This is a genomic window from Bradyrhizobium sp. 157, assembly GCF_023073815.1.
Taxonomy (GTDB): domain Bacteria; phylum Pseudomonadota; class Alphaproteobacteria; order Rhizobiales; family Xanthobacteraceae; genus Bradyrhizobium.
In genome coordinates, this window is record NZ_JADPKF010000077.1 from 138,086 (window position 1) to 161,543 (window position 23,458).

At 63.3% G+C, this 23,458-nt stretch carries 22 protein-coding genes; 7 read left to right on the plus strand and 15 right to left on the minus strand.

Features of this window, described 5'->3' with window-relative positions; all coding sequences use genetic code 11:
- Positions 1-2: 2 nt before the first annotated feature.
- From pstC to IVA95_RS20205, 6 genes are all read right to left on the minus strand, one after another.
- The gene (pstC, locus tag IVA95_RS20180) at positions 3-1,001 is read right to left on the minus strand and encodes a phosphate ABC transporter permease subunit PstC (protein ID WP_213254660.1); all 999 of its coding nucleotides are present in this window, start codon (positions 999-1,001) and stop codon (positions 3-5) included.
- 181 nt (positions 1,002-1,182) lie between these two features.
- Positions 1,183-2,193: a phosphate ABC transporter substrate-binding protein PstS gene (pstS, locus tag IVA95_RS20185; RefSeq protein ID WP_247512045.1), complete on the minus strand. Its 1,011-nt coding sequence runs from the start codon at positions 2,191-2,193 to the stop codon at positions 1,183-1,185.
- Between the two features lie 139 nt (positions 2,194-2,332).
- A complete protein-coding gene (locus tag IVA95_RS20190; RefSeq protein ID WP_247512046.1) occupies positions 2,333-3,631 on the minus strand; it encodes an ATP-binding protein in 1,299 nt (432 codons plus the stop codon).
- 46 nt (positions 3,632-3,677) lie between these two features.
- The gene (locus tag IVA95_RS20195; RefSeq protein WP_247512047.1) at positions 3,678-4,736 is read right to left on the minus strand and encodes a lysylphosphatidylglycerol synthase domain-containing protein; all 1,059 of its coding nucleotides are present in this window, start codon (positions 4,734-4,736) and stop codon (positions 3,678-3,680) included.
- Positions 4,737-5,012: 276 nt separating this feature from the next.
- A complete protein-coding gene (locus IVA95_RS20200; protein WP_247512048.1) occupies positions 5,013-5,309 on the minus strand; it encodes a hypothetical protein in 297 nt (98 codons plus the stop codon).
- Positions 5,310-5,311: 2 nt separating this feature from the next.
- Positions 5,312-6,706 carry an OmpA family protein gene (locus IVA95_RS20205; RefSeq protein ID WP_247512049.1) on the minus strand — a complete coding sequence of 465 codons (1,395 nt, stop codon included), beginning with the start codon at positions 6,704-6,706 and terminating at the stop codon, positions 5,312-5,314.
- 167 nt (positions 6,707-6,873) lie between these two features.
- Here IVA95_RS20205 and IVA95_RS20210 point away from each other — a divergent pair, with 167 nt between their 5' ends.
- Positions 6,874-7,932: a polysaccharide deacetylase family protein gene (locus IVA95_RS20210; protein WP_247512050.1), complete on the plus strand. Its 1,059-nt coding sequence runs from the start codon at positions 6,874-6,876 to the stop codon at positions 7,930-7,932.
- A gap of 175 nt (positions 7,933-8,107) precedes the next feature.
- A complete protein-coding gene (locus IVA95_RS20215; RefSeq protein ID WP_247512051.1) occupies positions 8,108-8,908 on the plus strand; it encodes an SDR family oxidoreductase in 801 nt (266 codons plus the stop codon).
- A gap of 157 nt (positions 8,909-9,065) precedes the next feature.
- Here the strand turns inward: IVA95_RS20215 and IVA95_RS20220 are convergent, their stop codons facing one another.
- The 6 genes from IVA95_RS20220 to IVA95_RS20245 all read right to left on the minus strand — a co-directional run bounded on the left by IVA95_RS20220 (position 9,066) and on the right by IVA95_RS20245 (position 15,916).
- On the minus strand, positions 9,066-9,350 hold the full coding sequence (locus tag IVA95_RS20220; RefSeq protein WP_247512052.1) for a hypothetical protein: 285 nt from the start codon (positions 9,348-9,350) through the stop codon (positions 9,066-9,068).
- Between the two features lie 25 nt (positions 9,351-9,375).
- Positions 9,376-10,812, minus strand: a complete 1,437-nt coding sequence (gene boxB, locus IVA95_RS20225; protein WP_247512139.1) for a benzoyl-CoA 2,3-epoxidase subunit BoxB — start codon at positions 10,810-10,812, stop codon at positions 9,376-9,378.
- A gap of 161 nt (positions 10,813-10,973) precedes the next feature.
- The gene (gene boxC / locus IVA95_RS20230) at positions 10,974-12,662 is read right to left on the minus strand and encodes a 2,3-epoxybenzoyl-CoA dihydrolase (protein ID WP_247512053.1); all 1,689 of its coding nucleotides are present in this window, start codon (positions 12,660-12,662) and stop codon (positions 10,974-10,976) included.
- A gap of 106 nt (positions 12,663-12,768) precedes the next feature.
- Entirely contained in the window at positions 12,769-13,287 is a 519-nt protein-coding gene (locus IVA95_RS20235; RefSeq protein WP_247512054.1) for a DUF309 domain-containing protein, read from the minus strand.
- Between the two features lie 39 nt (positions 13,288-13,326).
- On the minus strand, positions 13,327-14,145 hold the full coding sequence (locus tag IVA95_RS20240; protein WP_247512055.1) for an alpha/beta hydrolase: 819 nt from the start codon (positions 14,143-14,145) through the stop codon (positions 13,327-13,329).
- Between the two features lie 214 nt (positions 14,146-14,359).
- Positions 14,360-15,916, minus strand: coding sequence for a benzoate-CoA ligase family protein (locus tag IVA95_RS20245; protein ID WP_247512056.1), 1,557 nt, complete (start codon positions 15,914-15,916; stop codon positions 14,360-14,362).
- 91 nt (positions 15,917-16,007) lie between these two features.
- Between IVA95_RS20245 and IVA95_RS20250 the strand changes: the two genes are divergently transcribed.
- From IVA95_RS20250 to IVA95_RS20260, 3 genes are all read left to right on the plus strand, one after another.
- Positions 16,008-16,949, plus strand: coding sequence for a helix-turn-helix transcriptional regulator (locus IVA95_RS20250; RefSeq protein ID WP_346658027.1), 942 nt, complete (start codon positions 16,008-16,010; stop codon positions 16,947-16,949).
- A gap of 162 nt (positions 16,950-17,111) precedes the next feature.
- Positions 17,112-17,471, plus strand: a complete 360-nt coding sequence (locus IVA95_RS20255) for a PilZ domain-containing protein (RefSeq protein WP_247512058.1) — start codon at positions 17,112-17,114, stop codon at positions 17,469-17,471.
- A gap of 26 nt (positions 17,472-17,497) precedes the next feature.
- Positions 17,498-17,725 (plus strand): hypothetical protein, encoded by a 228-nt coding sequence (locus IVA95_RS20260; RefSeq protein ID WP_247512059.1) that lies wholly within the window; start codon positions 17,498-17,500, stop codon positions 17,723-17,725.
- A 186-nt stretch (positions 17,726-17,911) separates the two neighbouring features.
- On the opposite strand, the gene IVA95_RS20265 is transcribed toward IVA95_RS20260, so the two are convergent.
- Positions 17,912-18,703: an IclR family transcriptional regulator C-terminal domain-containing protein gene (locus IVA95_RS20265; RefSeq protein WP_247512060.1), complete on the minus strand. Its 792-nt coding sequence runs from the start codon at positions 18,701-18,703 to the stop codon at positions 17,912-17,914.
- A 95-nt stretch (positions 18,704-18,798) separates the two neighbouring features.
- On the opposite strand from IVA95_RS20265, the gene IVA95_RS20270 reads away from it, so the two are divergent.
- Positions 18,799-20,157: an aromatic ring-hydroxylating dioxygenase subunit alpha gene (locus IVA95_RS20270; protein ID WP_247512061.1), complete on the plus strand. Its 1,359-nt coding sequence runs from the start codon at positions 18,799-18,801 to the stop codon at positions 20,155-20,157.
- Between the two features lie 183 nt (positions 20,158-20,340).
- On the plus strand, positions 20,341-21,777 hold the full coding sequence (locus tag IVA95_RS20275) for a glutamine synthetase family protein (RefSeq protein WP_247512062.1): 1,437 nt from the start codon (positions 20,341-20,343) through the stop codon (positions 21,775-21,777).
- Positions 21,778-21,969: 192 nt separating this feature from the next.
- Here the strand turns inward: IVA95_RS20275 and IVA95_RS20280 are convergent, their stop codons facing one another.
- A complete protein-coding gene (locus IVA95_RS20280) occupies positions 21,970-22,698 on the minus strand; it encodes an ABC transporter ATP-binding protein (RefSeq protein WP_247512063.1) in 729 nt (242 codons plus the stop codon).
- A complete protein-coding gene (locus IVA95_RS20285; protein WP_247512140.1) occupies positions 22,691-23,458 on the minus strand; it encodes an ABC transporter ATP-binding protein in 768 nt (255 codons plus the stop codon). Before IVA95_RS20285 ends, IVA95_RS20280 begins: the two co-directional genes overlap by 8 nt.

The following is a 23,458-nucleotide window of genomic DNA, read 5'->3' on the forward strand; positions in this document are numbered from 1 at the left end:
TCTCAGTTCCCCGCTTTCTGTTCCAGCCGCATCAGCATCAGCCTTGCGGCAGCAAGAACGAAGAACGTCAAAATGAACAGCAACAGGCCGAGCAGGATCAGGCCGGACTGGTGCAGGCCGTCGCTCTCGGCGAATTCGGAAGCGATCGCAGCAGAGATCGTGGTGCCGGGCGCGAAGAGCGAGGACTGGATCTTGAACGAATTGCCGATGATGAAGGTGACCGCCATGGTCTCGCCGAGCGCGCGGCCGAGCGCCAGCATAATGCCGCCGATCACGCCGACCCGGGTATAGGGGATCACGACGTTGCGGACGACTTCCCAGGTGGTGCAGCCGACGCCGTAGGCCGCCTCCTTCAAAACCGGCGGCACCGTCTTGAACACGTCGACCGAGATTGCGGTGATGAAGGGCAGCACCATGATCGCCAAAATCAGCGAGGCATTGAACAGGCTGAGATAGGACGGCGGGCCGGCGAAGATCGTGCCGAGCACCGGGACGCCATCGAACACGCTGATCATGAACGGCTGGAAGTTGTTGGCCAGGAACGGCCCCAGCACGAAGAAGCCCCACATGCCGTAGATGATCGAGGGAATGCCGGCGAGCAGTTCGATGGCAAGGCCGATCGGACGACGCAGCCAGAGCGGGCAGATCTCGGTAAGGAACACCGCAATGCCGAGGCCGACGGGAATGGCGATCATCATCGCGATCACGGAGGTGACCAGCGTGCCGTAGATCGGGCCGAGCGCACCCAGCACCGGTGGATCGGCCGACGGCGCCCAGCGCTGCGTCCACAGGAATGCTGCGCCGTACTCCCGGATCGCGGGCCAGGCGCCGACGATCAGCGAAAGGATGATGCCGCCGAGGATCAGGAGGACCGAGATCGCGCAGGCGCGCGTGATCCAGTAGAAGGTAATATCGCCAAACTTGAAAGCGCCAAGGGCCCGGGCGCGGTCATAGGGTCCGGCAGCTTCCATTACGTCGCTTTCAACCGCCATTTCTGCCACGCTGGTCCCCTGTCTTTTACTTCAACGCCCGAAAAATGTCGCTTCTGCTTTGAGGCGATCTTCTTGACGATTTACCCGGCGTCATTCCGGGATGGTCCGAAGGGCCAGAAATCTCGAGATTTCGGATTCGCGACTTCGTCGCGCCCCGGAATGACGGGGCGCGACGTGCTCAACGTCTGCTTCAGCTCTTGATCTCGGAGGTCCAGGTCTTCTCGATCTGCTTGACGACCGAGTCCGGCATCGGGATGTAGTCGAGTTCTTCAGCCATCTTGTCGCCCTTCTCGAACGCCCACTTGAAGAACTTGATGGCTTCGGCCGAGGCCGCCTTGTCCACAGGCTCCCGGTGCATCAGGATGAAGGTCGCACCGGTGATCGGCCACGAGGCTTCGCCGGGCTGGTCGGTCAGAATCACGTAATAGTTCTTGGCGCCGGCCCAGTCAGCATTGGCGGCTGCGGCCTGGAACGCACCGATGGTCGGCTGCACGGTCTTGCCGGCCTTGTTGATGACCGCGCCATAGGTCAGCTTGTTCTGCTTGGCATAGGCGTACTCGACGTAACCGATCGAGTTCTTGGTCTGGCTGACATTGCCGGCGACGCCTTCATTACCCTTGGCGCCGACGCCGGTCGGCCACTCCACGGCGGTGCCGGAGCCGGCTTTCGCCTTCCATTCGGCATTGGTCTTGGAGAGATAGTCGGTCCAGAGGAAGGTCGTGCCCGATCCATCCGAGCGGCGAACCACCGTGATGGCCTCGCTCGGCAGCTTCAGTTTGGGATTGAGCTTGGCGATCGCGGGATCGTCCCACTTCTTGATCTTGCCGAGATAGATGTCGCCGAGCAGTTCGCCCGAGAACACCAGTTCACCCGGCTTGATGCCTTCAAGATTGACGACCGGCACTAAGGCGCCCATCGCCTGCGGCCACTGGATCATGCCGTCCTTTTCGAGCTGCTCCGGCTTGAGCGGCATGTCGCTGGCGCCGAAGGTCACGGTCTTAGCCACGATCTGCTTGATACCGGCGCCGGAGCCGATCGACTGGTAGTTCAGACCGTTGCCGGTCTCCTTCTTGTAGGCGTCGGCCCACTTCGAATAGAGCGGGAACGGGAAGGTGGCGCCCGCGCCGGTGATATCGGCAGCGAACGCCGAGGTCGACGCGGCGACCAGGCCGGCGGCGACGATTGTCTTGACGAAATTCATGGTTGATCTCCATCTCCTGAGCGAAGCGCTGTTGCGTCCGATCGCGCTCATGCCGCCCGTGTAGGCGCGGTCGATAGAGCTTTTACGAAGGTTCGATGACAGTTGGATGACATATCCAAGCGATTGAAATTGCTTGTATTTATGCCGTCGTCGGGGGTTTCGCCGGAGGAAAACAGGCAGTAAAGGTGGCGCCGTTTTTCGGCACGCTTTCGATCAAAAGACGGCCGCGATGGCGGTTAAGAATATGTTTCACCAAGGATAAACCGAGCCCGGTTCCACCCTGCGCCCGGCTGTCGCCGACATCGACCCGATAGAACCGCTCGGTCAGTCGCGGCAGGTGTTCCGGCGCGATGCCGGGGCCGAAATCGCGGACCATGACGCGGACTTCCGGCGCGCCCTCTCCCGCGGCGACCTGGTTCAGCGACACGATCACCCTGCCGCCGGACGCGCCATATTTGAGCGCGTTCTCGATCAGGTTCTCGAACAGCCGCAGCAGTTCCTCGCGATCGCCCGCAATCGCGACCGGCGTCTCCGGCAGATCGATCTCGATCGCCACCTGGCGTTCCCTGGCCAGCGGCTCCAGCCCGTCGGCGACCTGGCGAATGATCGGCACGATATCGACGCAAGCTTCGGGGCGGACATGCGCCGACAGCTCGACCCGCGACAGCGACAGCAGGTCGTCGATCAGCCGCGCCATCCGGGTCGCCTGCGTATGCATGATGGACAGAAAGCGCTCGCGCGCCTTGGCGTCATCCTTGGCCGGGCCCTGCAGCGTATCGATGAAACCCGACAAAGCGGCGAGCGGCGTGCGCAGCTCGTGGCTGGCATTGGCGACGAAATCGGCGCGCATTTCCTCGACCCGGCGCAACGGCGTCTGGTCGTGGAAGGTCATCAGCATGCACCGTTCGGTGCCGCCGAACAGCGTCGGCACCGGTACCGGCGTGATGATCAGTTCCATCCAGCGGTCGACCGGCACCTGGTCGAGATAGTTGGCGCGGCGCGGCTCGCTGGTCGCGATCGCCTCGCGCAATGCGGTGATGATCTCGGGAGAGCGCAGCGCGAACTGGGCGAGTTCGTTCTTGCGCAACGCCGGCGCGAGCTGGGCGGCCGCCGCATTGAGGTGAATGACGCGGCCGGCGCGGTCGAGCAGCACGGCCGGGTCCGGCATGCCGGCAACGACGGCGCTAACGGCAGCAGATTCAACCGGACTGACGGCGCGGACATCCTCGCGGGAACCGACGGTGTCATGCAGCCGCCATGGCACCAGCGCTGCGGCGGCGATGCAGATGAAGACCGCAACCGCACGCGCCAACGAGAGATCGGCCAGCAGCACCAGCGCGCAAAGCGCCAGCCCGGCGGCCAACAGGATGATGGCCGAATGCCGCAGCCGATCCGGCCACGGCGCAAAGAAGGAGGAGTTCGAATCGTCTATCGCCATGGACGCAGGCTTTTCTTCCGCTGTTCGCGAGGCGCCCGCCGCATCATCAGGCGCCGGTGTCTCCACGCTCGCGCACATAGACGGGGGCCTCATGCCTCGGCTCGGGGTCGGCGGCAGGCGCCAAATGGCGCAGGCGCTTCGATCGCGCGCCGATGATAATCTCCCGAAGCGTCAGCAAGATTACAGATATGACAAAAGGGCCAATATAATAGAGGACGCGGAACAGCAGCATGCCGGCGAGCAGTTCCTCCCGGTCCATCTGCCAGAGGCCGACCAGCATGGCAGCGTCGAAGACGCCGAGCCCGCCCGGCGAATGGCTGGCGAAACCCAATAGCGTCGCCGATACGAAGATGACCGCGACGACGACAAAGCCGATATCGGGCTCGTCCGGCACCAGCATGTACATCGCGAGCGCACAGAAGCCGAGATCGACGATGCCGATAGCGATCTGCAGCAGCGTCAGCGGGCCGCCCGGCAGCGTGACCGTCCACGGTCCGCGGCCGACGCTGCGCGGCTGGGCCCAGACCCAGGCGACATAGCCGACCAGGGCGATGATGATTCCAAACGCTGCAACGCGGTTGAGCCAGGCCGGCAGTTGATCGATCGCGGCAGCGGCTTCCGGATGGTAGGCGATGCCGAGGCCCAAAACCGCGGCATTGCCGAGCCAGAAGGTCAGCCCGGCCAGGAAGCAGATTTTGGCCACGTCGATCGCGTTCAACCCCCAGGCCGAATAAATCCGGTAGCGCACCGCGCCGCCGGTGAAGACGCTGGCACCGACATTGTGCCCGATCGAATAGGAGGTGAAGGCCGCCAGCGCGTTGATGCGGTAGGGTACGTGGTGCTGGCCGATGGCGCGGACGGCGAACCAGTCATAGAAGGTGAGCGTGAAATAGCCCGCCGCCACGAACAGGGCCGCCAGCGCGATCCGGCGCGGCTCGGTGCCCTTGATGGCCTCGATCACCTCGTTGGTGTCGATGCCGCGGAGCATGTGATAGAGCACGTAGCACGCAACGGCGATGACCGTGATGCTGATAACGACCCCGAGCTTATGCAGGACCTGTTTCTGGCGCAGAAACGAAGTCGCCCTGCGTATTGCTTCCAGCATCTACACCTCGAATTGCGCTTCTGCGACGACGGCGCTGGCGCGAACCCCGCCGCCGCTACGCGGCTCCCTTGCCCCTCTGGTAGCGCGTTTTGGGCCGAAGTGGAATTCGCCGGACGACAATAAAACGCGCTTCTTCAACATATTAGGCGCCGTTGATGACGGCGGTAGCACAGTTTTGCTGTATTCCGCCGCCCGATGGGGGTTCCGGACCATAGCCTGGACTGGTCAACAACCCGTGACGGTAACGGCGGTAAAACGGGCCGGCGCATCATGCAGTCAGGCCGGGGGCGCACTGCGCGAGACCACCCAGTCGCGCAACGATGATCCGACCGCACAGCCGCAGAGGTAGAGTGCGAACATGATCAGGCCGAGATCGAGCCAGTAGCCGAAACGGCCGGGCACGACGCGCGCGAGCGCGGCTGCGACCAGCGCCGCGACCAAAGCCGAAAGCGCCCACCGCCATTTTCGCGAGATGCCTTCGCCGTGCTGAACCACGGATATCCAGCCCATGGCGAAGCCGAGCAGCACCGATGCCAAGAGCCAGCCCCAGTAGAATGTGGTCAGATACGCCATGCTCACTTCACCACGAAATCGATGCGGCGGTTCTGCGCCTTGCCCTGGTCGGTCTCGTTGCCCGCAATTGGCTGCGTCGAACCATAGCCGACCGCACTGAACCGGTTGGCGGGTAATCCCGCCTTAACCAGATAGTCGGCGACCGCCTGCGCACGCTTCTCGGACAGCGCCTGGTTGGCCGCCTCGTCGCCGTCGCCGTCGGTATGCCCTGATATCTCGATATTGGCGGCCGGACAGCGCAACGCGGTTTCGATCAGGCGGTCGAGCAGACCGGCGGAATCGGCGACGATGTCGGCCTTGCCGGGTTCGAAGCGGATCCGGGCCTTGCCGAGCAGCTCGGTGAATAATTGCTGGCAGACCGTCGCGTCCACCGGCGCGGCGGCCGGCTTGACCGAAATTTCCGGCTTGAACTGCCAGCCCTGCGGAAAGTCCTTGCCGAGGCCGGCGCGGATCTGACTGGCGGCGGCGTCATAGAGCGCATCGCCCGACAGCTTCACCTCGCGGTCGGAGACGACCAACGTACCGGTCGACAGCCGCGACAGCGCACCTAGCGCTGATACCACCGCGTTGGCGAAACCTGCGGGCGCGCCGATGCTCGTCTTGAGGTTATCGACGACTTTTTCGCTGAAGAATTTGCGCCCCGCAGCCGCCACCAGCGTGGCGTGGACGTTGTTGTCGGGCACGTTGCCGGTCAGTGTCAGCGTTACCGCGACGGGATCCTTATAGGCCTGAAAGATGTAGGGCGGCGCCTTGACGTCGTTGGCCGCGACCGAAAAACCCTCGGGCAGATTTTTCAGCGCCGCGGCGACGGCTTCCCGGCCGCCGAGTTCACGCGCCATGCCGGACAGGCTGACCTTGGTGTCCGACAGCGTGATCTTGCCTTCCTTCAGCTTGCCGACCTGGTCGAGCAGCAACAGCGCGGCATTGTCGAAATGCGGCGGCGCCCCGCGCGACAAATTCATCCGGTCGACCACTTCGACACCGCCGAGATTGACGCGCGCCGCCTCCATCAACCGGCTCTTGCTCGCCGGCAGGGGCGAATTGCCCGAGAGCGTTACCCGGACGACGTCGCGTTCGGCAGACCAGACGAACGGCTTGGCTTCGGGAACGAGCCGGGTTTCGTCGTTAACCAAACGCACGCCCAGCACCGCTTCCACAGAAGCCACCGCACTCTGCCGGCCGTCTTCCGAGAATGCGTCTGCGGCCAGGGTCACGTCGCGGCCTTCGACCGAGATCCGCCGTTTATCGAGGATGGTGCCCTTGAGCGCGGCGGCCGAACGCTGCGCCAAGTCAACTTCCAGTGGTTCTGTGCTCGTCCAGGCCGCGATAGCCCAACAAATGACCAGCGGAATGACACCCGGCCACCATTTGCTACTCCACCTGAAAAGTCCGCGCATTCGAGTTCCCGCCGGGTCTGGAACGGAGAGAAAACAAACCCTTGCGAGGCTGTCAAACCCGAAATGTCGCAGGCGAGAAACGAGAGGAAATCGGTCCGGCTAACCGTTTCTTCAGCGCTCTGTCGCTAGTTTCGTCCCGGTAATTAACCGGGCAGCCCTGTATCTCGATGAAACTGCTTCGCAACACCGTCATTCGCGCCGGGCTGGAAGCGCTGTACTTCTCCGGAGCGCACTACCTGCTGCGACCAATCTTCGCAGGCATCGGCGCCATTTTCATGCTGCACCACGTCCGTCCGCGCCGCGACGGTGAGTTTCAGCCCAATCATCATCTCGAAGTCGAGCCGGAGTTCTTGCGTGCGATGCTGGCGCATCTTCGCACGCTCGACGTCGATATCGTCACCATGGACGACGTGCATCAGCGACTCCAGAAGCCGAGTTTCGCGCGGCGCTTTGCCTGCTTCACTCTCGACGACGGCTATCGCGACAACCGCGATTACGCGCTGCCGGTGATGCGTGAGTTTGACGCGCCCCTCACCGTTTATGTCACGAGCGATTTCGCCGAAGGCACCGGAAGGTTGTGGTGGGTCGCGCTCGAAAAGGTGATCGCCAAGGCTTCCTCGATCGAAGTCCCGATCGGCGGCACAGCAATCCGCCTCGATGCCTCGACGCCGGTAGCCAAACAGACCACCTTCGACCGCGTGCACGACTGGCTGCGCCGACTGCCGGGCGAACACGACCTGCAGCGCGAAATCTCCGCGCTATGCACGCGCCATGACGTCGACGAGTATCTCATCGCCAGCGATCTCTGCATGTCCTGGGAGGAGCTGAAGGCGTTCGCGGACGATCCGCTGGTGACGATCGGCGCGCATACGGTTACGCATTGCAATCTGGCGCGGCAGAGCGAAGAAACCGCTTCGTTCGAACTGGCCGAAAGCCGCGCGCGGATCGAAGCGGCGTTGCAGCGGCCGGTGCTTCATCTCGCCTATCCCTATGGCGACCGGACCGCCGCGGGCCAGCGCGAATTCCGCCTGGCGAAGGCGGCAGGATTCAAGACGGCAGTCACGACGCGGCCGGGCATGATTTTTCCGGAAAGCGCCGACCACCTGACGGCGCTGCAGCGAATCTCGCTGAACGGCAATTACCAGGACGAACGGATCATCCCCATCCTGACCTCCGGCGCCGCCACCGCCATGTGGAACGGCTTTCGCCGCATCGACGCGGCGTAGATACAATTCGTAGCGCCGTAGCCCGGATGGAGCGCAAGCGAAATCCGGGACCTCTCGCAAGTGGCTAGATTTCCCGGATTGCGCTTCGCTCCATCCGGGCTACGGGTCCATTTCCCTTCCTTGACTCGTCGCCCTCCCCCGCCCAAAACCGGCGGCAAGACAATGGAGGAACGCAATGTTCAAGGATCTGTTCTCGCTCAATGGCCGCGTCGCGCTGGTGACGGGCGGGTCGCGCGGCATCGGCAAGATGATCGCGGCCGGCTTTCTCGCGCAGGGCGCGGCGAAGGTTTACATCACCGCGCGCAAGGCAGGTCCCTGCGAGGCGACCGCCAAAGAACTCACCGCCGCCTATGACGGCGAATGCATCGCGCTGCCGATCGACATCTCGACGGTCGAAGGCTGCGACAAGCTGGCTGGCGAAATCATCAAGCTGGAGCCGAAGCTCGACATCCTCGTCAACAATGCAGGAGCCGCATGGGGCGCGGAGTTCGACGAATTCCCCGAAAACGGCTGGGACAAGGTCATGGACCTCAATGTCAAGTCGCTGTTCTTCCTGACCAAGGCGCTGGCGAAGCCGCTGCGCGCAGCCGCCTCGCCCGATCGTCCCGCCAAGGTGATCAACATCGCCTCCATCGACGGCATCTTCGTCAATCCGATGGAGACCTATTCCTATGCGGCAAGCAAGGCGGCGGTGATCCATCTGACGCGGCGCATGGCGACCAAGCTGATCAAGGACAATATCAACGTCACTGCGATTGCGCCGGGCGCCTTCAAGTCCGACATGAACCGCGCCGCGCGCGATCACGCCGATGAAGTGGCAAAGCGCGTTCCGGCACGGCGCGTCGGCACGGACGAGGATATGGCGGGTGTCGCGATCTACCTCGCCTCGCGTGCGGGTGATTATGTCGTCGGCAATACGATCGCGGTGGACGGCGGCGTGGTGTATGCCACGGCGGGCAGCGAAATTGCAGGGTAGCCCCACAGCCGTCATACCCCGCGAAAGCAGGGTATCCAGTACGCTGCGGCTTCAACTGGTTGACCGCGGCGTTTCTGCAATTGATGCCGGTGTTTACTGGATCACCCGCCTTCGCGGGTGATGACGGCGTGCATTGAGGATGCCGTTTGCGCTTCCCTCACGGCTCGTCCTTATCATACTCGAAATCAGCCTGCGGCGCGTTGGGCAACTCACGCTCCAGCGCTTCACGGTATCGCAGGCATCCGCGCAGGAATTTCGGCCAAGGCGGGACAGCCACTTCCGGCGCGACACGCTCGGGCAGCAGTCCCCAGAGGTCGGGATGATGCCAGCACAAATCGTGACCGGTACTGTCGCGGTGCGTGCGGATGCCTGCCCTTAGACGCTTCACCTCCGCGACCAGTTGGTCGCGGTCCATTGCTTCGAGGTCATTGTCGGGGTCCATGTGCTGCTCCCCGATGCGGGGTGGTTCAGGTCTCGATCTTCACGTACTCGAAATCGCCGGGCTTGTTGTCGATGCCGACTTTCGGCGGCGAGATCCAGGAGGCGTACTGGCCGGCTTCGGTGACCGGCTTCATCAGCGAGGCGATGAAGTCGCCGTCCTGCGACGAAGGCAACCATTCGCCCTTGCGTTGGTTCCAGGTGGCGTCGTCGATCAGGACGCCATCGGGCGTCGCGTGCACATCCTTGAATTCGCCGATCTGGCGGTGGAACGCGACGTTCGGCAGGGTCAGCTTGTACTGATAGCCCGCGGTCGAGATCACCTTGTTCCAGCGCAGCATGCCCTTGACGCAATCCTGCGTGTAGTCGTCGCGCAGCCGCATGTTGAGCGCGGTCAGCGCCGGCTCGTCGACCCGCTTTATCACGCCGTCGACCAGCTTGAGCACCGGATAGGTGGCGTTCTTGAGCTGGTGGTCGTCGTCGATCTGGGTTTCCTTGTAGCGGCCCTTGATGCCGGCGTTGAAGGCATTCGCCGCGTTGGTCGATACTTCCGAGCCGAACAGATCAAGCGACAGCGAATAGTGCAGGTTCAGCTTCTTCTGGATGGTCGGCAAGTCGATCACGCCGAGCGCGCGGACCTTGGCGATGTCGGTCGGATCGGTGATGCCGGCCGCCTTCATCGCCTCGCAGGTGCGCTGCACGACGCGGCTGATGCCGGTCTCGCCGACGAACATGTGATGCGCCTCTTCGGTCAGCATGAAGCGGCAGGTGCGCGACAGCGGATCGAAGCCGGATTGCGCGAGCGAGTGCAACTGCATCTTGCCGTCGCGATCGGTGAAATAGGTGAACATGAAGAACGACAGCCAGTCCGGCGTCGCCTCGTTGAAGGCACCGAGCATGCGCGGGGAATCCGCATCGCCCGAGCGGCGCCGCAACAAATCGTCGGCCTCCTCGCGGCCGTCGCGGCCGAAATATTTCTGCAGGAGATAGACCATCGCCCAGAGATGGCGGCCTTCCTCGACATTGACCTGGAACAGGTTGCGCAAATCATAGAGCGAAGGCGCGGTCTTGCCGAGATGGCGCTGCTGCTCGACGGAGGCGGGCTCAGTGTCGCCCTGGATCACGATCAGGCGGCGCAACGTGGCACGGTGTTCGCCGGGGACTTCCTGCCAGGCCGGCTTGCCGTAATTCTCACCAAAGGGAATGACGCGGTTTTCTTCCTGGGGAGCAAGAAGAATGCCCCAGCGGTATTCCGGCATCTTGACGTAGTCGAACTTGGCCCAGCCGCGCGGATCGACCGAATAGGCGGTGCGCAAGTAAACCAGCGACTGCTGAAAACCTTCCGGCCCCATGTCGCCCCACCAGTCCATGTAGCCGGGATGCCAGCCTTCCAGCGCCTTCAGCACCTGGCGGTCTTCGCTGAGATTCACGTTGTTTGGGATTTTGGTCGAATAGTCGACGTTCATGAAGTTCATTGGGGGCTCCCGTGGTTCGCTCTCGTGTCCCGGACGCGGTGCAGCGTTCTTCACGATGCACCGCAGAGCCGGGACCTATTTCGGTGGCTGAGGTGGGTCCCGGTGCTGCGAGCCGCGTCACAAGCGTGCCGCGCAGCGCCTGGGACACGGACTCAAACCCGCGTCATATCGAATTGCGCCTTCTGGCCGGTGCCGTAGCGGCGCAGCGCGCCTTCTTCGCCGACCGCGTTGGGGCGCTGGAAGATCCAGTTCTGCCACGCCGTGAGGCGCGAGAAGATTTTCGATTCCATGGTCTCGGGACCAACGAAGCGCAGATTTGCTTCCATGCCGGTGAGGCCGTCGGGAGAGAAGGAGGTTCGCTCTTCCAGGAACACCCGCACCTCGTCGTCCCAATCGATATCGTCGAGCGCGAAGGTGACCAGACCGAGCTCTTCTGCTTCCTCAGCGTCGAGCGTGGTGCCGATGGTGGCTTCCGCGCGCTCCAGATCGGCCGGATCGGCCTGGAAGCGCGATTGCAGCCGGGTCAGGCCGTGGCTCATCGGATAGGGACCGAAATTCAGCGCGGTGAGCTGGATCGCCGGCGGCGGGCGGTTGTCGCCCTGGCGTGAGCCGATCAGCATATAGGAGCGGTCGGCGGCGAACACGAGTTCGGCGAGCGTGCCGGCAAAGCAGGAGCCGGGCTCGACCAGCGTCACCAGCGTCCGCGAGGTGACGTCGATGCGCTTCAGCACCCGCTTCCAGTAATGCCTGATCTCGTTGACCAGCCAGTGCGCCTTGTTGGCTTCGAGGAAGGCGTCGCAGGCCACCACATTGGCGGGATCGCCATGAGACTTGAACACCAGCATCGCGATTTCGAGTTCGTTGATGCGCAGGTGAAGAATCGCATCGTCCAACTCGCGCGCCACCTGCAGCGGCCAGAACGACGCGCCCTGCGCGATGAGGCCGTCGATATCGGCCGGCGGCGCGGCGTCCGGCGCCTTGATCGAAATGGTGGCGATCCGCGCGGCGCGGTCGATGTCGACGTTGACAAAGCCATAGCGGATTCCGCTGTCGTCAATGGTGCGGTTGAGCGGCGTCAGCGTGATGCCCTTGCCGCTGCCGTTGCGCTTCGAACTGGCGGCGAATTCTTTTGCGCGCTCGGCGACCTTGGCCTCCAGCTTGCTGTTCGGCGCGATCTCGTCGACCAGCCGCCAGGCAACCGCACGCTTGCCCTTAATTCCTTCCTCGATGGTGCAGAAGAAGTCGGCATGGTCGCGGCGCACCTTGCGCTTGTCGACCACGCGCGTCAGTCCGCCGGTGCCCGGCAGCACCGCGAGCAGCGGCACTTCCGGCAGAGCGACTGCGGCGGCGCCGTCGTCGGCCAGGATGATGTGATCGGTCGCCAGCGCCAGCTCATAGCCGCCGCCGGCCGCGGTGCCATTGACGACAGTGATGAAGCGCTGCCCGGAATTTTCCGACGAATCTTCCAGGCCGTTGCGGGTCTCGTTGGTGAATTTGCAGAAATTGACTTTATGGGCGTGGGTCGCGCCCGCCAGCATGCGGATATTGGCGCCGGCGCAGAACACGCGGTTCTTGCCGGAACGCATCACCACCACTTTCACTTCGGGGTGCTCGAACCGAAGCCGCTGCACGGCGTCGGCCAGTTCGATATCGACGCCGAGATCGTAGGAATTCAGCTTTAGCTGATAGCCCTCGAACAAGCCGGCATTCTCGTCGACGTCCATGGTGAGGGTTGCGACCTCGCCCTCCACCGCCAGCCTCCAGTGCCGGTAGCGCGACGGATCGGTTTGGAAATCGATGTACTTCGCGCCGCCTGCGAGGACGCGATCTTCACCGGCCATGAGCCACCCTCTGTCGTTTTCTCAGGATTTGCTTGGTTCGTTAGATGCACAATAGTGCATGTTTTTGATTGAGTCTAGCTAAAAACGCCGGAACATGCATTTTGCTTCATGTTCGGCCGGCGGCCGCGAAGGCCACCCAATCGGCCTTGGCGAGCTGCGGCTGCTCCAATTTGGCCTTGATGCGGCCCGCCAGGGCCGCAACCGGAAAGCTGTCGGCAAAGCCGTCGCCACCGGCATTCCGCATGCCCAGCGCCTCGAGTTCGCCGAGCGCTTCACCGAACAGCCGCACCGCGACGTGCGGCTTTTGCATGTGCAGCCGCAGATTGGCGGTCGCAATCAGGATACAGGCGCGCAACAATATCCGCTCGCGGCCGCCCTGCGGCGCCGCCGCCCATACCGCTTCCAGGATTTCTTGCGATTCCCAGAAGTAGCCATGGTCGTTGAGCGCCATGCCGTAGCGCAGCGCCGGGTGGCGCGCCGGCACGTAGCCCTGAAAGCGCGCCGGCACCTGAGTGGCGATTTGGGCCAGCGTTTCGTAATCGGCGGCGACTTCCTTGGACTGGCCGGGCACATAAGCCCATCGCGGCAGCGGCAGATGTCCGATGCCTGAGGGCGGCGCAGTCATCGGAACAGCGCCTCGGCAAGCACAGAAGAAGAGAATGCGTTACGCGGCCCGTCCCTGCGAGCCGTCCTGCACGTGCAACACCGCCTTTGCGAATTCCGAAATCGCATCGAGCGTCGCCTCCGGCGCTTCGCGATGCGGCTGATGTCCCGCGCCCGGAATCACAGTCACATCGACCGGACAGTAGCACTCTTCCCTGGCGATCTCGACCTGGCGCATGGTCCCATACTGGTCATCCACGCCTTGCAGGATCGCCACCGGCACGCGGATATAGGCGAGGTATTCGGAAATATCCCAGTTGCGGAATTTCGGATCGAGCCAGGCGCCGTTCCAGCCATAGAAGGCGTTGTCGACGTCCCGGTGCCAGCGCGAGAGCTTCCCCTTCAGGTTCGTGGTCTCGTAGGCGCTCCTGATCTCCGCAATCGAGGCCACCGAAATATCCTCGACGATGAAATGTGGGGCGATCAATGCAAGCCCCTGCACGCGGTGATCCTGATGCGAGCCCGCATAGATCGCGGCGATCGAAGCGCCATCGGAATGGCCGAGCAGCAGGCCGCGGCGAAAGCCGATCTTGTCGAGTAGCTTTGGCAGCACGTCGAGCGCCTCGACATGCATGTAGTCGAGCGGGCGCGGCAATTTCACCGGCGTCGATGCGCCGTAGCCCGCGCGCGAATAGACGAACACGCCGGCGCCGGTCGCGGCCTGCAGCTTGTCCGGAAAGTCGCCCCACAGTCCGGTCGAGCCGAGCCCCTCATGCAGCATCACGATAACAGGCGCGTGCTCGGGCGACGGGCCGATCATGCGATATTCGAGATGCGAGGCGCCGACGGTGAGGAAGCCCTGGGAGGTAAGGGTTGTCATTGTAACCGCTCCCCTCACAACACGGCGCGGTGAGCTCCCTCCCCCCTTGCGGGGGAGGGTTGGGAAGAGGGGTAGGCCACACACACCGCCGTTGCCGTTGCCGCCACCCCTCTCCCTAGCCTCGAGAGCGAGCTTCGCTCGCCTCGGACCCCGCAAGGGGGGAGGGAACGATCGCCACTTGCGGCAACGCTTTGCATTTCGAACGACAAGTCCATCATGCCTTCGCCGTCTCGCTATCCCGCAGCTTGAACCGCTGAATCTTCCCTGTCGCCGTCTTCGGAAGGGATTCCACCACGTCGATCCAGCGCGGATATTTCCATGGACCGATCTTCTGCTTGACGTGCTCTTTCAACACCTCATGCAGGTCATCGGTTTTCGCGCCGGCGCGCAGCACGACAAAGGCTTTCGGCTTCAACAATCCTTCGGGATCGGCTTCCGGCACGACGGCGGCCTCGAGCACGGCCGGATGGGTGATCAGCGCGCTCTCGACCTCGAACGGCGAGACCCAGATGCCCGAAACCTTGAACATGTCGTCGCTTCGGCCGCAGAAGGTGTAACGGCCGTCGGCGTCGCGAATGTACTTGTCACCGGTGCGGGTCCAGTGGCCCTCGAAGGTCGAACGGCTCTTGGCACGCTGATTCCAGTAACCCTCGCCGGCCGAGGGCGCATCGACCAGCAATTCGCCGACCTCGCCATCGGCCACCTCGGCGCCGGCTTCATTGACCAACCGCACCTTGTAGCCGGGCACTGGACGCCCCGATGACCCGTATTTGATGTCGCCGGGCGCGTTGGAGAGGAAGATGTGCAGCAGTTCGGTCGAGCCGACGCCGTCGAGGATGTCGACACCGAAGCGCGCCTTCCAGGCGTTGCCGACCGATTCCGGCAGCGCTTCGCCGGCGGAGGTGCAGATGCGCAAGCGATTGCCGGCGCGGGCGTCCTTCAGCGCCTCGTCGTTGAGCATCGCGGCGAACAGCGTCGGCACGCCGTAGAAGATGGTCGGGTTGTATTTGTTCATCAGCGCGAACATCGCAGCCGGCGTCGGCCGTTCCGTGTGCAAGATCGTGGACGCACCGACCGACATCGGAAATGTTAGCGCATTGCCGAGGCCATAGGCGAAGAACAGTTTTGCTGCCGAGAGACAGACATCGTCCTCGCGAATGCCGAGCACCTGTTTGGCGTAGGTGTCGGCCGTTGCGGCGAGGTTGGAATGCAGATGCCGCACGCCCTTGGGCATGCCAGTCGAGCCCGAGGAATAGAGCCAGAACGCCGGCTCATCCGGATGCGTCGCCGTGGTCGCAAACGTATCGCTCTCTCGCGCCAGCTGATCGGAAAGTTTCTTGTGGCCGTGCGCGTCCCTGCCTGACACGACAATATGCTCGAGGTCGGGCATCTGCGCGACGATATCTTTGACGACCGGCAGCAGCGCTTCGGAGACGAACAGGACGCGCGCACGGCAATCCCCGAGAATGTAGGCGTACTGCTCCGACGTCAGCAGCGTGTTGAGCGGTACCGGCACGACGCCGGCGCGGATCGCGCCGAGAAACACACAGGGGAAATCCACCGTATCCAGCATGATCATCGCCACGCGCTCTTCGCGGCGGACGCCGAGCCGGCGCAGCATGTTGGCGACGCGGCGGGTCTGCCGCTGCAGCTCGCCATAGGTGAGTTCGGTGACGGTGTCGGTGAAGACGAGCTTCGCGCCGCGCCCCTCCTCGACATTGCGGTCGAGCAGCCAGGTCACCGCATTGTACGAACCGGACGTGCCGCTCACGACGCATCTCCCCTGAGTTTTAAGAATTATAATTCATACAAAGACACCGGCTGCGCTTGCTGTCAATCCTCATCGGCATTATGTTTCCGAAATCCATTCACCCCGACGCAATGCCCGAACGAGGGAAATGACCGAGGCCAGTGACCCCGAATCCGGCTTTCTCGAGCAGCTTGGCCAGCGTGTGCGCACCATGCGCGCCCTTCGCGGTATGTCGCGAAAAGTGCTCGCCAAGGTTTCTGGCATTTCGGAGCGCTATATCGCGCAGCTCGAAAGCGGCAAGGGCAACGTCTCGATCGTGCTGCTCAGGCGTGTGTCGAACGCGATGGGCGCGCATCTCGAAGATCTGATTCCCTCAGCCGAGCCCGCGCCGGATTGGGCTGTGATCCGCGATCTGCTGCGCAAGGCAACGCCGGCCCAGATCGCGCAGGCCAAGGATGCGCTGGCCGGCGGCGGCCTGTCGGCGCAGCGGCGGATCTCGTTCGCCGGCATCGCTCTGATCGGCCTGCGCGGCGCCGGCAAATCCACGCTCGGCAAGATGCTGGCGAAGAAGATCGGCTGGAAGTTCGTCGAGCTCAACAAAGAGGTCGAGGCGCAGAACGGACTATCAGTCGCCGAGATCATCGCGCTCTACGGCCAGGAAGGCTTTAGGCGCATGGAGCAGGCGGCGCTTTCGCAATTGCTGGCGCGCAAGGAGCTGATGGTGCTGGCGACCGGCGGCGGCATCGTCTCCGAGCCACTCACCTTCGACGTGATCCTGTCGTCGTTCTACACCATCTGGCTGAAGGCCGAGCCGGAAGACCACATGGCCCGCGTCCGCCGTCAAGGCGATTTGCGCCCGATGGCGGACGATCGCTCCGCGATGGCGGAGCTGCGCAACATCCTGGTCAGCCGCGAACCGCTCTACGCCCGCGCCTCCGCCGTGGTCGATACCGCAGGGCTTTCGGTGGATGCCGCCGCCGCACGGCTGAGCGATGCGGTGGCGCCGGTGCTGCATGACAAGCACGCGTTCGGCCTGCGCAGCGCGGCCTCCTGATCGCTTCCACGCCGTTCGTAAACGGCTGATTTCCGGCCAAGCCGACGGTTGCATCCGACGGCAAGCGCGACCGTTAACCACCGCACAAGTTCCATGCGAGCGGCGACTGTAATACACGCTGAGGGAGTGTTACTAAAGCGTTAATCGCATAGAGGACCAATGATGCTGGAGCGCCGTCAACACCAAAGAACCCGCGTCTATTACGGCGGGATGGTCGCATTCAACGCGCGCAATTCGACGCTTGCCTGTGTCGTGCGCAATTTCAGCAGGCGCGGCGCGAAGGTCGAATTCGAGAACTCGGCCATCATCCCCGACCGGATCGATTTCGAAATCGAGCGGAGGGGCCTCTCCTGCCTCGCCCGCCTGGTCTGGCGCGACCACAACGCGGCCGGGCTGGTATTTTCAGACGTCGAAGAGACGAGCGACGTCATTCCGCTGGAATGGGCCCGCAAGCTGCGCGCGACCGAACGGGCCAACCGGCGGCTGCAGTCGCGCCTCGATCAGCTTCTGTCCGAGCATTAGAACGCGATGTTGTCCGGTACGACCGCATGAGCACGGCTGAAGGCGAAGACGTCCTCCTCCCTGCCGCCAAGCCGCCGAAGATCCGGCGGCGCCGGCTGCGGGCGATATTGCTAGCGTTGATGACGCAGTACGCGATCATCGCGATGATTGTCGGCCTGTCGGTCGCGGCGACGCTGCATTATCTGGTGACACCGCAGATCGTCGCCAAGTTCGAAGCGATCGAAGCCGCATTCAAACGCTTGCCGCCGTCTTAAGCGGGACTGATCAGACGACGTGGCAAACTTCCTCGGGTCCTGATTCCGTCATAGCGAGCCAACGGGTCGCGCGAATGCGCGCCCGATGACAGGCTCAGCGAAGCAATCCATCGCGCGACTCGGGATAGAATGGATTGCTTCGTCGCTTCGCTCCTCGCAACGACGGCGGAGATAGTGAGGCTCCCGTCAGACCAGCATCGACTTGACCGACTCTGCCGTCTCGCGCAGACGCGGCAGGAAGCGTTCGATCATCTCGGCCGCGGACACGCGATCGACATGCGCGCCCATGTTGATGGCGGCGACGATGGCGCCGTCGTAGCGGCGGACCGGCACGGAGACCGAGCGGAATCCCGGTTCGGCTTCGCGATCGACCAGCGAATAGCCTTGCGCGCGATCGGCGATGATCGTCTTCAGGAGCAGCTTCTTGTCGGTGACGGTGAACGGCGTCAGTGGCGCAAGCTCCATTCCGTCGAGCGCGGCGGCCAGTTCGTCGTCGGCCAGCCGCGACAGCAGCACGCGGCCGACCGAGGTGCAGAATGCCGGCAGCCGGTAGCCGATGTCGATACCTGACGAAAATATCCGCGTCGGGCTGGCGCGCGCGATGAAGACGACCTCATTGCCGTCGAGGATGGCCATCGATGAGGTTTCCTGCGCCTCGCTCGACAGCCGATCCAGCGCCGGCTGCAGCACCGAGACGACATGGTTGGAAGCGAGAAAGCTTGATGCCAGCACCAGCACGCGCGGCATCAGGCGAAACAGCTTGCCGTCGGTGGCAACGAAACCGGCGCGTTCGAGCGTGAAGAGGATGCGCCGTGCGGTGGCACGCGGCAGCTCAGCGGCCTTGGCAAGGTCGCTCAGCGTCATCGGCTGCCGGCTGCCGGCAAATATTTCGAGCACACGCAGGCCGCGGTCGAGGCTTTCGATGAAATCGGTGGCGCCGCGGTTGTCTGCGCCCACCGCGCGCTTCAGCTTGGGCATTACTGCCTCCATAATCCGCTTGCCTCACGCCCAGCCTACGTTAAAATCGCACAAAAGTTCAATAGGCGAACATCCAACCACCGGAGATTCTCGCCATGATGAGCCAGGAAGCGAACGACCTGATCACCCGCACCGGTCGCAAGGACCCCTGCGGCAAGCTGATGCGGATGTACTGGCAGCCGGCGGCGCTGGTGGATGAGCTGCAGGGCCCGCGGCCGGTGCGGCCCGTAAAACTGCTCGGCGAAAACCTCGTGCTGTTTCGCGACGAGCAAGGCCGCTATGGCCTGATCGACCGCCACTGCGCCCATCGCGGCGCCGACCTCGCCTTCGGACGGCTGGAGAACGGCGGCTTGCGTTGCGCCTTCCATGGCTGGCTGTTCGATGTCTCCGGCCAGTGCCTGGAGACGCCGGCCGAGCCGAAGGACTCAAAGCTCTGCCAGGGCATCAAGCAGCGCTCCTATCCCGTGGTCGAGAAGAGCGGCATCCTCTGGGCCTTTCTCGGCGAAGGCGAACCGCCGGCGTTTCCGGAGATCGACTGCTTTGTGGCGCCCGACAGCCATACTTTTGCATTCAAGGGCCACATCAATTGCAACTGGCTGCAGGCGCTGGAAGTCGGCATCGATCCGGCGCACGCCTCGTTCCTGCACCGCTTCTTCGAGGACGAGGACGCTTCCACCGCCTACGGCAAGCAGTTCCGCGGCGCGTCCGCCGGCAGCGACATGCCGATGACGAAGATTTTGCGCGAATACGACAACCCGATCATCAATGTCGAACATACCGAGTATGGCCTGCGCCTGATCGCGCTGCGCGAGTTAGATGCGGAGCGCACGCATGTGCGCGTCACCAACCAGCTCTTCCCGCACGGCTTCGTCATCCCGATGAGCACGGAGATGACGATCACGCAGTGGCACGTGCCTATCGATGACGAGAACTGCTACTGGTACGCGATCTTCACCAGCTATACGACGCCGGTCGACAAGAAGAAGATGCGCGACCAGCGCCTCGAACTCTATGAACTGCCGGATTACAAGTCGCGCAAGAACAAGAGCAACGATTACGGCTTCGATCCGCACGAACAGGCCACGGAAACCTATACCGGCATGGGGACCGACATCAACGTCCACGACCAGTGGGCGGTGGAATCGATGGGCGCGATCCAGGACCGCACCAACGAGCATCTGGGACAATCGGACAAGGCGATCGTGCAGTATCGCCGGCTGCTGCGGCAGGAGATCGAGAAGGTTGTCGGCGGCGAGAAGCCGATGCTGTTCCTCGACGCGGCCCACGCGCGGAGCATCCAAGGCCCGGCAACGATGGACGGCATAGGACCCACGCAGGGCTGGGAAATCTACTGGATGGAAATCGACGTCAAGCGCCGCCGCGGCGCGCCGTGGGCCGCGCCGGTGCCGACGGAGATTGCCGGCAAGGTCCCCCACCTCACGGCAGCGGAGTGATGGTCTCTCCTCCGTCATTGCGAGGAGCGCAGCAATGAAGCAATCCATGCCAACGCTTGCGGTGCCATGGATTGCTTCGCGGAGCCTGTCATCGGGCGCGCATTCGCGCGACCCGTTGGCTCGCAATGGCGGCCGAGATAGCGCCATTTCAATTATTCAGTTCAGACTCGGGGGAGTGACGCGTTGAGTTTTGTGGAACGTCACGGGCTATGGTCTAGGGAGCAGCAGGAGGCGGCCAGCCGCCTGCGCAAAATTATCGAAGAGCAGAAGCTCGAAGTCATCCGCCTATCATTCCCCGATCAGCACGGCATTTTGCGCGGCAAGACGCTGGTGGCCAGCGAAGCGACTGCCTCGCTCGAAAGCGGCTGCTCCATCACCACGACCATGCTCGCCAAGGATACCTCGCACAAGACGGTATTCCCCGTGTTCACCGCCGGCGGCGGTTTCGGCATGAAGGAGATGGAAGGCGCCGCCGACGTCTTGATGGTCGCCGACCCCACTACCTTTCGCGTGCTGCCATGGGTGCCGACCACCGGCTGGCTGCTGTGCGATCTCTATTTCAACGATGGCCGTCCGGTGCCGTTCGCGACGCGACATCTCTATCGCAAGGTGATCGATCAGCTCGGACAGCGCGGCTACGATTTCGTGGCTGGGCTCGAAGTCGAATTCCATCTCTTCAAGCTCGACGACCCGCATATGGCGCCGGAGGATGCCGGACAGCCGGGTCGGCCGCCATCGGTCAGCCTGCTGTCGCACGGCTATCAGTATCTCACCGAGCAGCGCTACGACCACATGGAGCCGGCGCTGGAAATCATCCGCCGCGATGTGCTGGCGCTCGGCCTTCCCTTGCGTTCGATCGAGGTCGAGTTCGGGCCGAGCCAGTGCGAATTCACCTTCCAGCCGACCAAGGGGATGGTGCCCGCCGACAACATGGTGCTGTTCAGATCGGCCGTAAAACAGATCGCACGCCGCCACGGCTATCACGCGACCTTCATGTGCCGGCCGAAACTGCCCAATGTCTTCGCCTCCGGCTGGCACCTGCATCAATCGCTGGTCTCGCGCGCGAGCGGCGAAAACTCGTTCATGGCCGGCGACAGAGGCGAGGTGCTGAGTCCGTTTGGCCGGGCCTATCTCGCGGGACTGCTGGAACACGCCCGCGCGTCCACCGTGTTCACGACGCCGACCATCAATGGCTACAAACGTTACCGCTCCTACTCGCTGGCGCCGGACCGCGCGATCTGGGGCCGCGATAACCGCGGCGTCATGATCCGGGTGCTCGGCGGCGCGGGCGATAGCGCGACGCGGCTGGAGAACCGGATCGGCGAGCCCGCGGCGAACCCATATCTCTACATGGCCTCGCAGATTCTCTCCGGTCTCGACGGCGCCGACCGCAAGCTCGATCCCGGGCCGTCCGCGGATACGCCCTACGAGACCAAGGCGGCGCTGTTGCCAACGAGCCTGCGAGAAGCGGTGTTCGCGCTGCAGGACGATTCGTTCTTCCGGCAAGCGCTCGGGGCTGAGTTCGTGGACTATTACGTCCACATCAAGAATGCCGAGATCGAGCGTTTTCAGGCCGAAGTGTCGGACTGGGAGCACCGCGAATATTTCGAGATGTTTTGAGGGGCGTAAACCCCTCCGCCGTCATTGCGAGGAGCGAAGCGACGAAGCAATTTAAGAGCCCGTCATTCCGGGATGGTCCAAAGGACCAGACCTCAGGTGTGCAATTGCACACCGGGGAATCTCGAGATTCTCAGATGCGCAATTGCGCATCATAGTTCGATGCTACCGGATCGCCCCGGAATGACAGTGAATTCAAATCCCGAGATACCGGTGCTGCAAATCCGGCTCGGCAATCAACTGCTCGCTCGTCCCCGTCCATACCGTGCGCCCGCGTTCGATGATGTAGTGGCGGTCGGCGATGCGGGAGAGGTTGGCGACGTTCTTGTCGATGACAAGCACCGATTGGCCGCGGCCCTTCAGCATCGACAGGCAGTTCCAGATTTCCTCGCGGATCAGCGGTGCGAGGCCTTCGGTGGCTTCGTCGAGGATCAGAAGCTTCGGGTTGGTCATCAGCGCGCGGCCGATCGCCAGCATCTGCTGCTCGCCTCCCGACAAGGTCACGCCCATGTTGCTGCTGCGCTCGGCGAGCCGCGGAAACAGCGCGTGGATTTTTTCGATGGTCCAGGGATCGGCATTGCCGGCGCGGTTGCCCGAGGCCGCCACCAGATTCTCGTACACCGTCAGATTCGGAAAGATCTGGCGTCCCTCCGGCACCAGGCCGATGCCGAGTTTTGCGATTCTGTAGGACGGCAGGCTGCGCACTTGCTCACCCGCGAAGCGGATGTTGCCCGCGCGGGCCGGCGTCATGCCCATGATGGAGCGGATGGTCGTGGTCTTGCCCATGCCGTTGCGCCCCATCAGGGCGACCATCTCGCCGGCGCGCACTTTCAGCGACAGGCCGAACAGCACCTGGCTTAGGCCGTAGCAGGTCTCGATTCCTTCAACTTCGAGCAGGGTTTCGGCAGCTTTCGATTCAGCCATGGCTAACCACCACATGCTGGTCGCCGAGATAGGCGCGCTTGACTTCCTCATTATTCCGGATGGCGTCGGGATCACCCGAGGCGATCACGCGGCCATAGACCAGCACCGTGATGCGGTCGGCGAGCGCGAACACCGCCTCCATGTCGTGCTCGACCAGCACGATGGTGACTTCCTTCCGCAGCTCCTTCAGCAAGGCCACCATGCGCGCGGATTCGGTGGTGCCGAGGCCGGCCATAGGCTCGTCGAGCAGCAGCAATTGCGGCTTTGTGGCGAGTGCGACCGCCAGCTCGAGCTCGCGCTGTTCGCCGTGGCTCAACTCCGACACCAGCACGTCGGCGCGCCGGGCGAGCCCTACTCGCGTCAACGCCGCCTGCGCTGCTTCACGCAGATGCCTCTCCTTGCGCGCGTTGCCCCAGAAGCGGAAGGAGTGGCCGTCATGGGCCTGGGCTGCGAGCGCGACATTGTCGGCTGCGGTAAAATCCGGCAGCAGGCAGGTGATCTGGAACGAGCGCGCAAGGCCAAGTCGGCTGCGCTGATAGGGCGGGAGCCGCGTAACCTCGCGGCCGGCGAAGTGAATGGTGCCGGAATTCGGCATCAACTGTCCGGTCAACTGGCTGATCAGCGTGGTCTTGCCGGCGCCGTTGGGACCGATGATGGCATGCAGTTCGCCCGGCACGACATCGAGCGACAGATTGTCGGTGGCTTTGATGCCACCAAAACTTCGGACCAGGTTTTCTACGCGGAGCAGAGGATCAGCCAA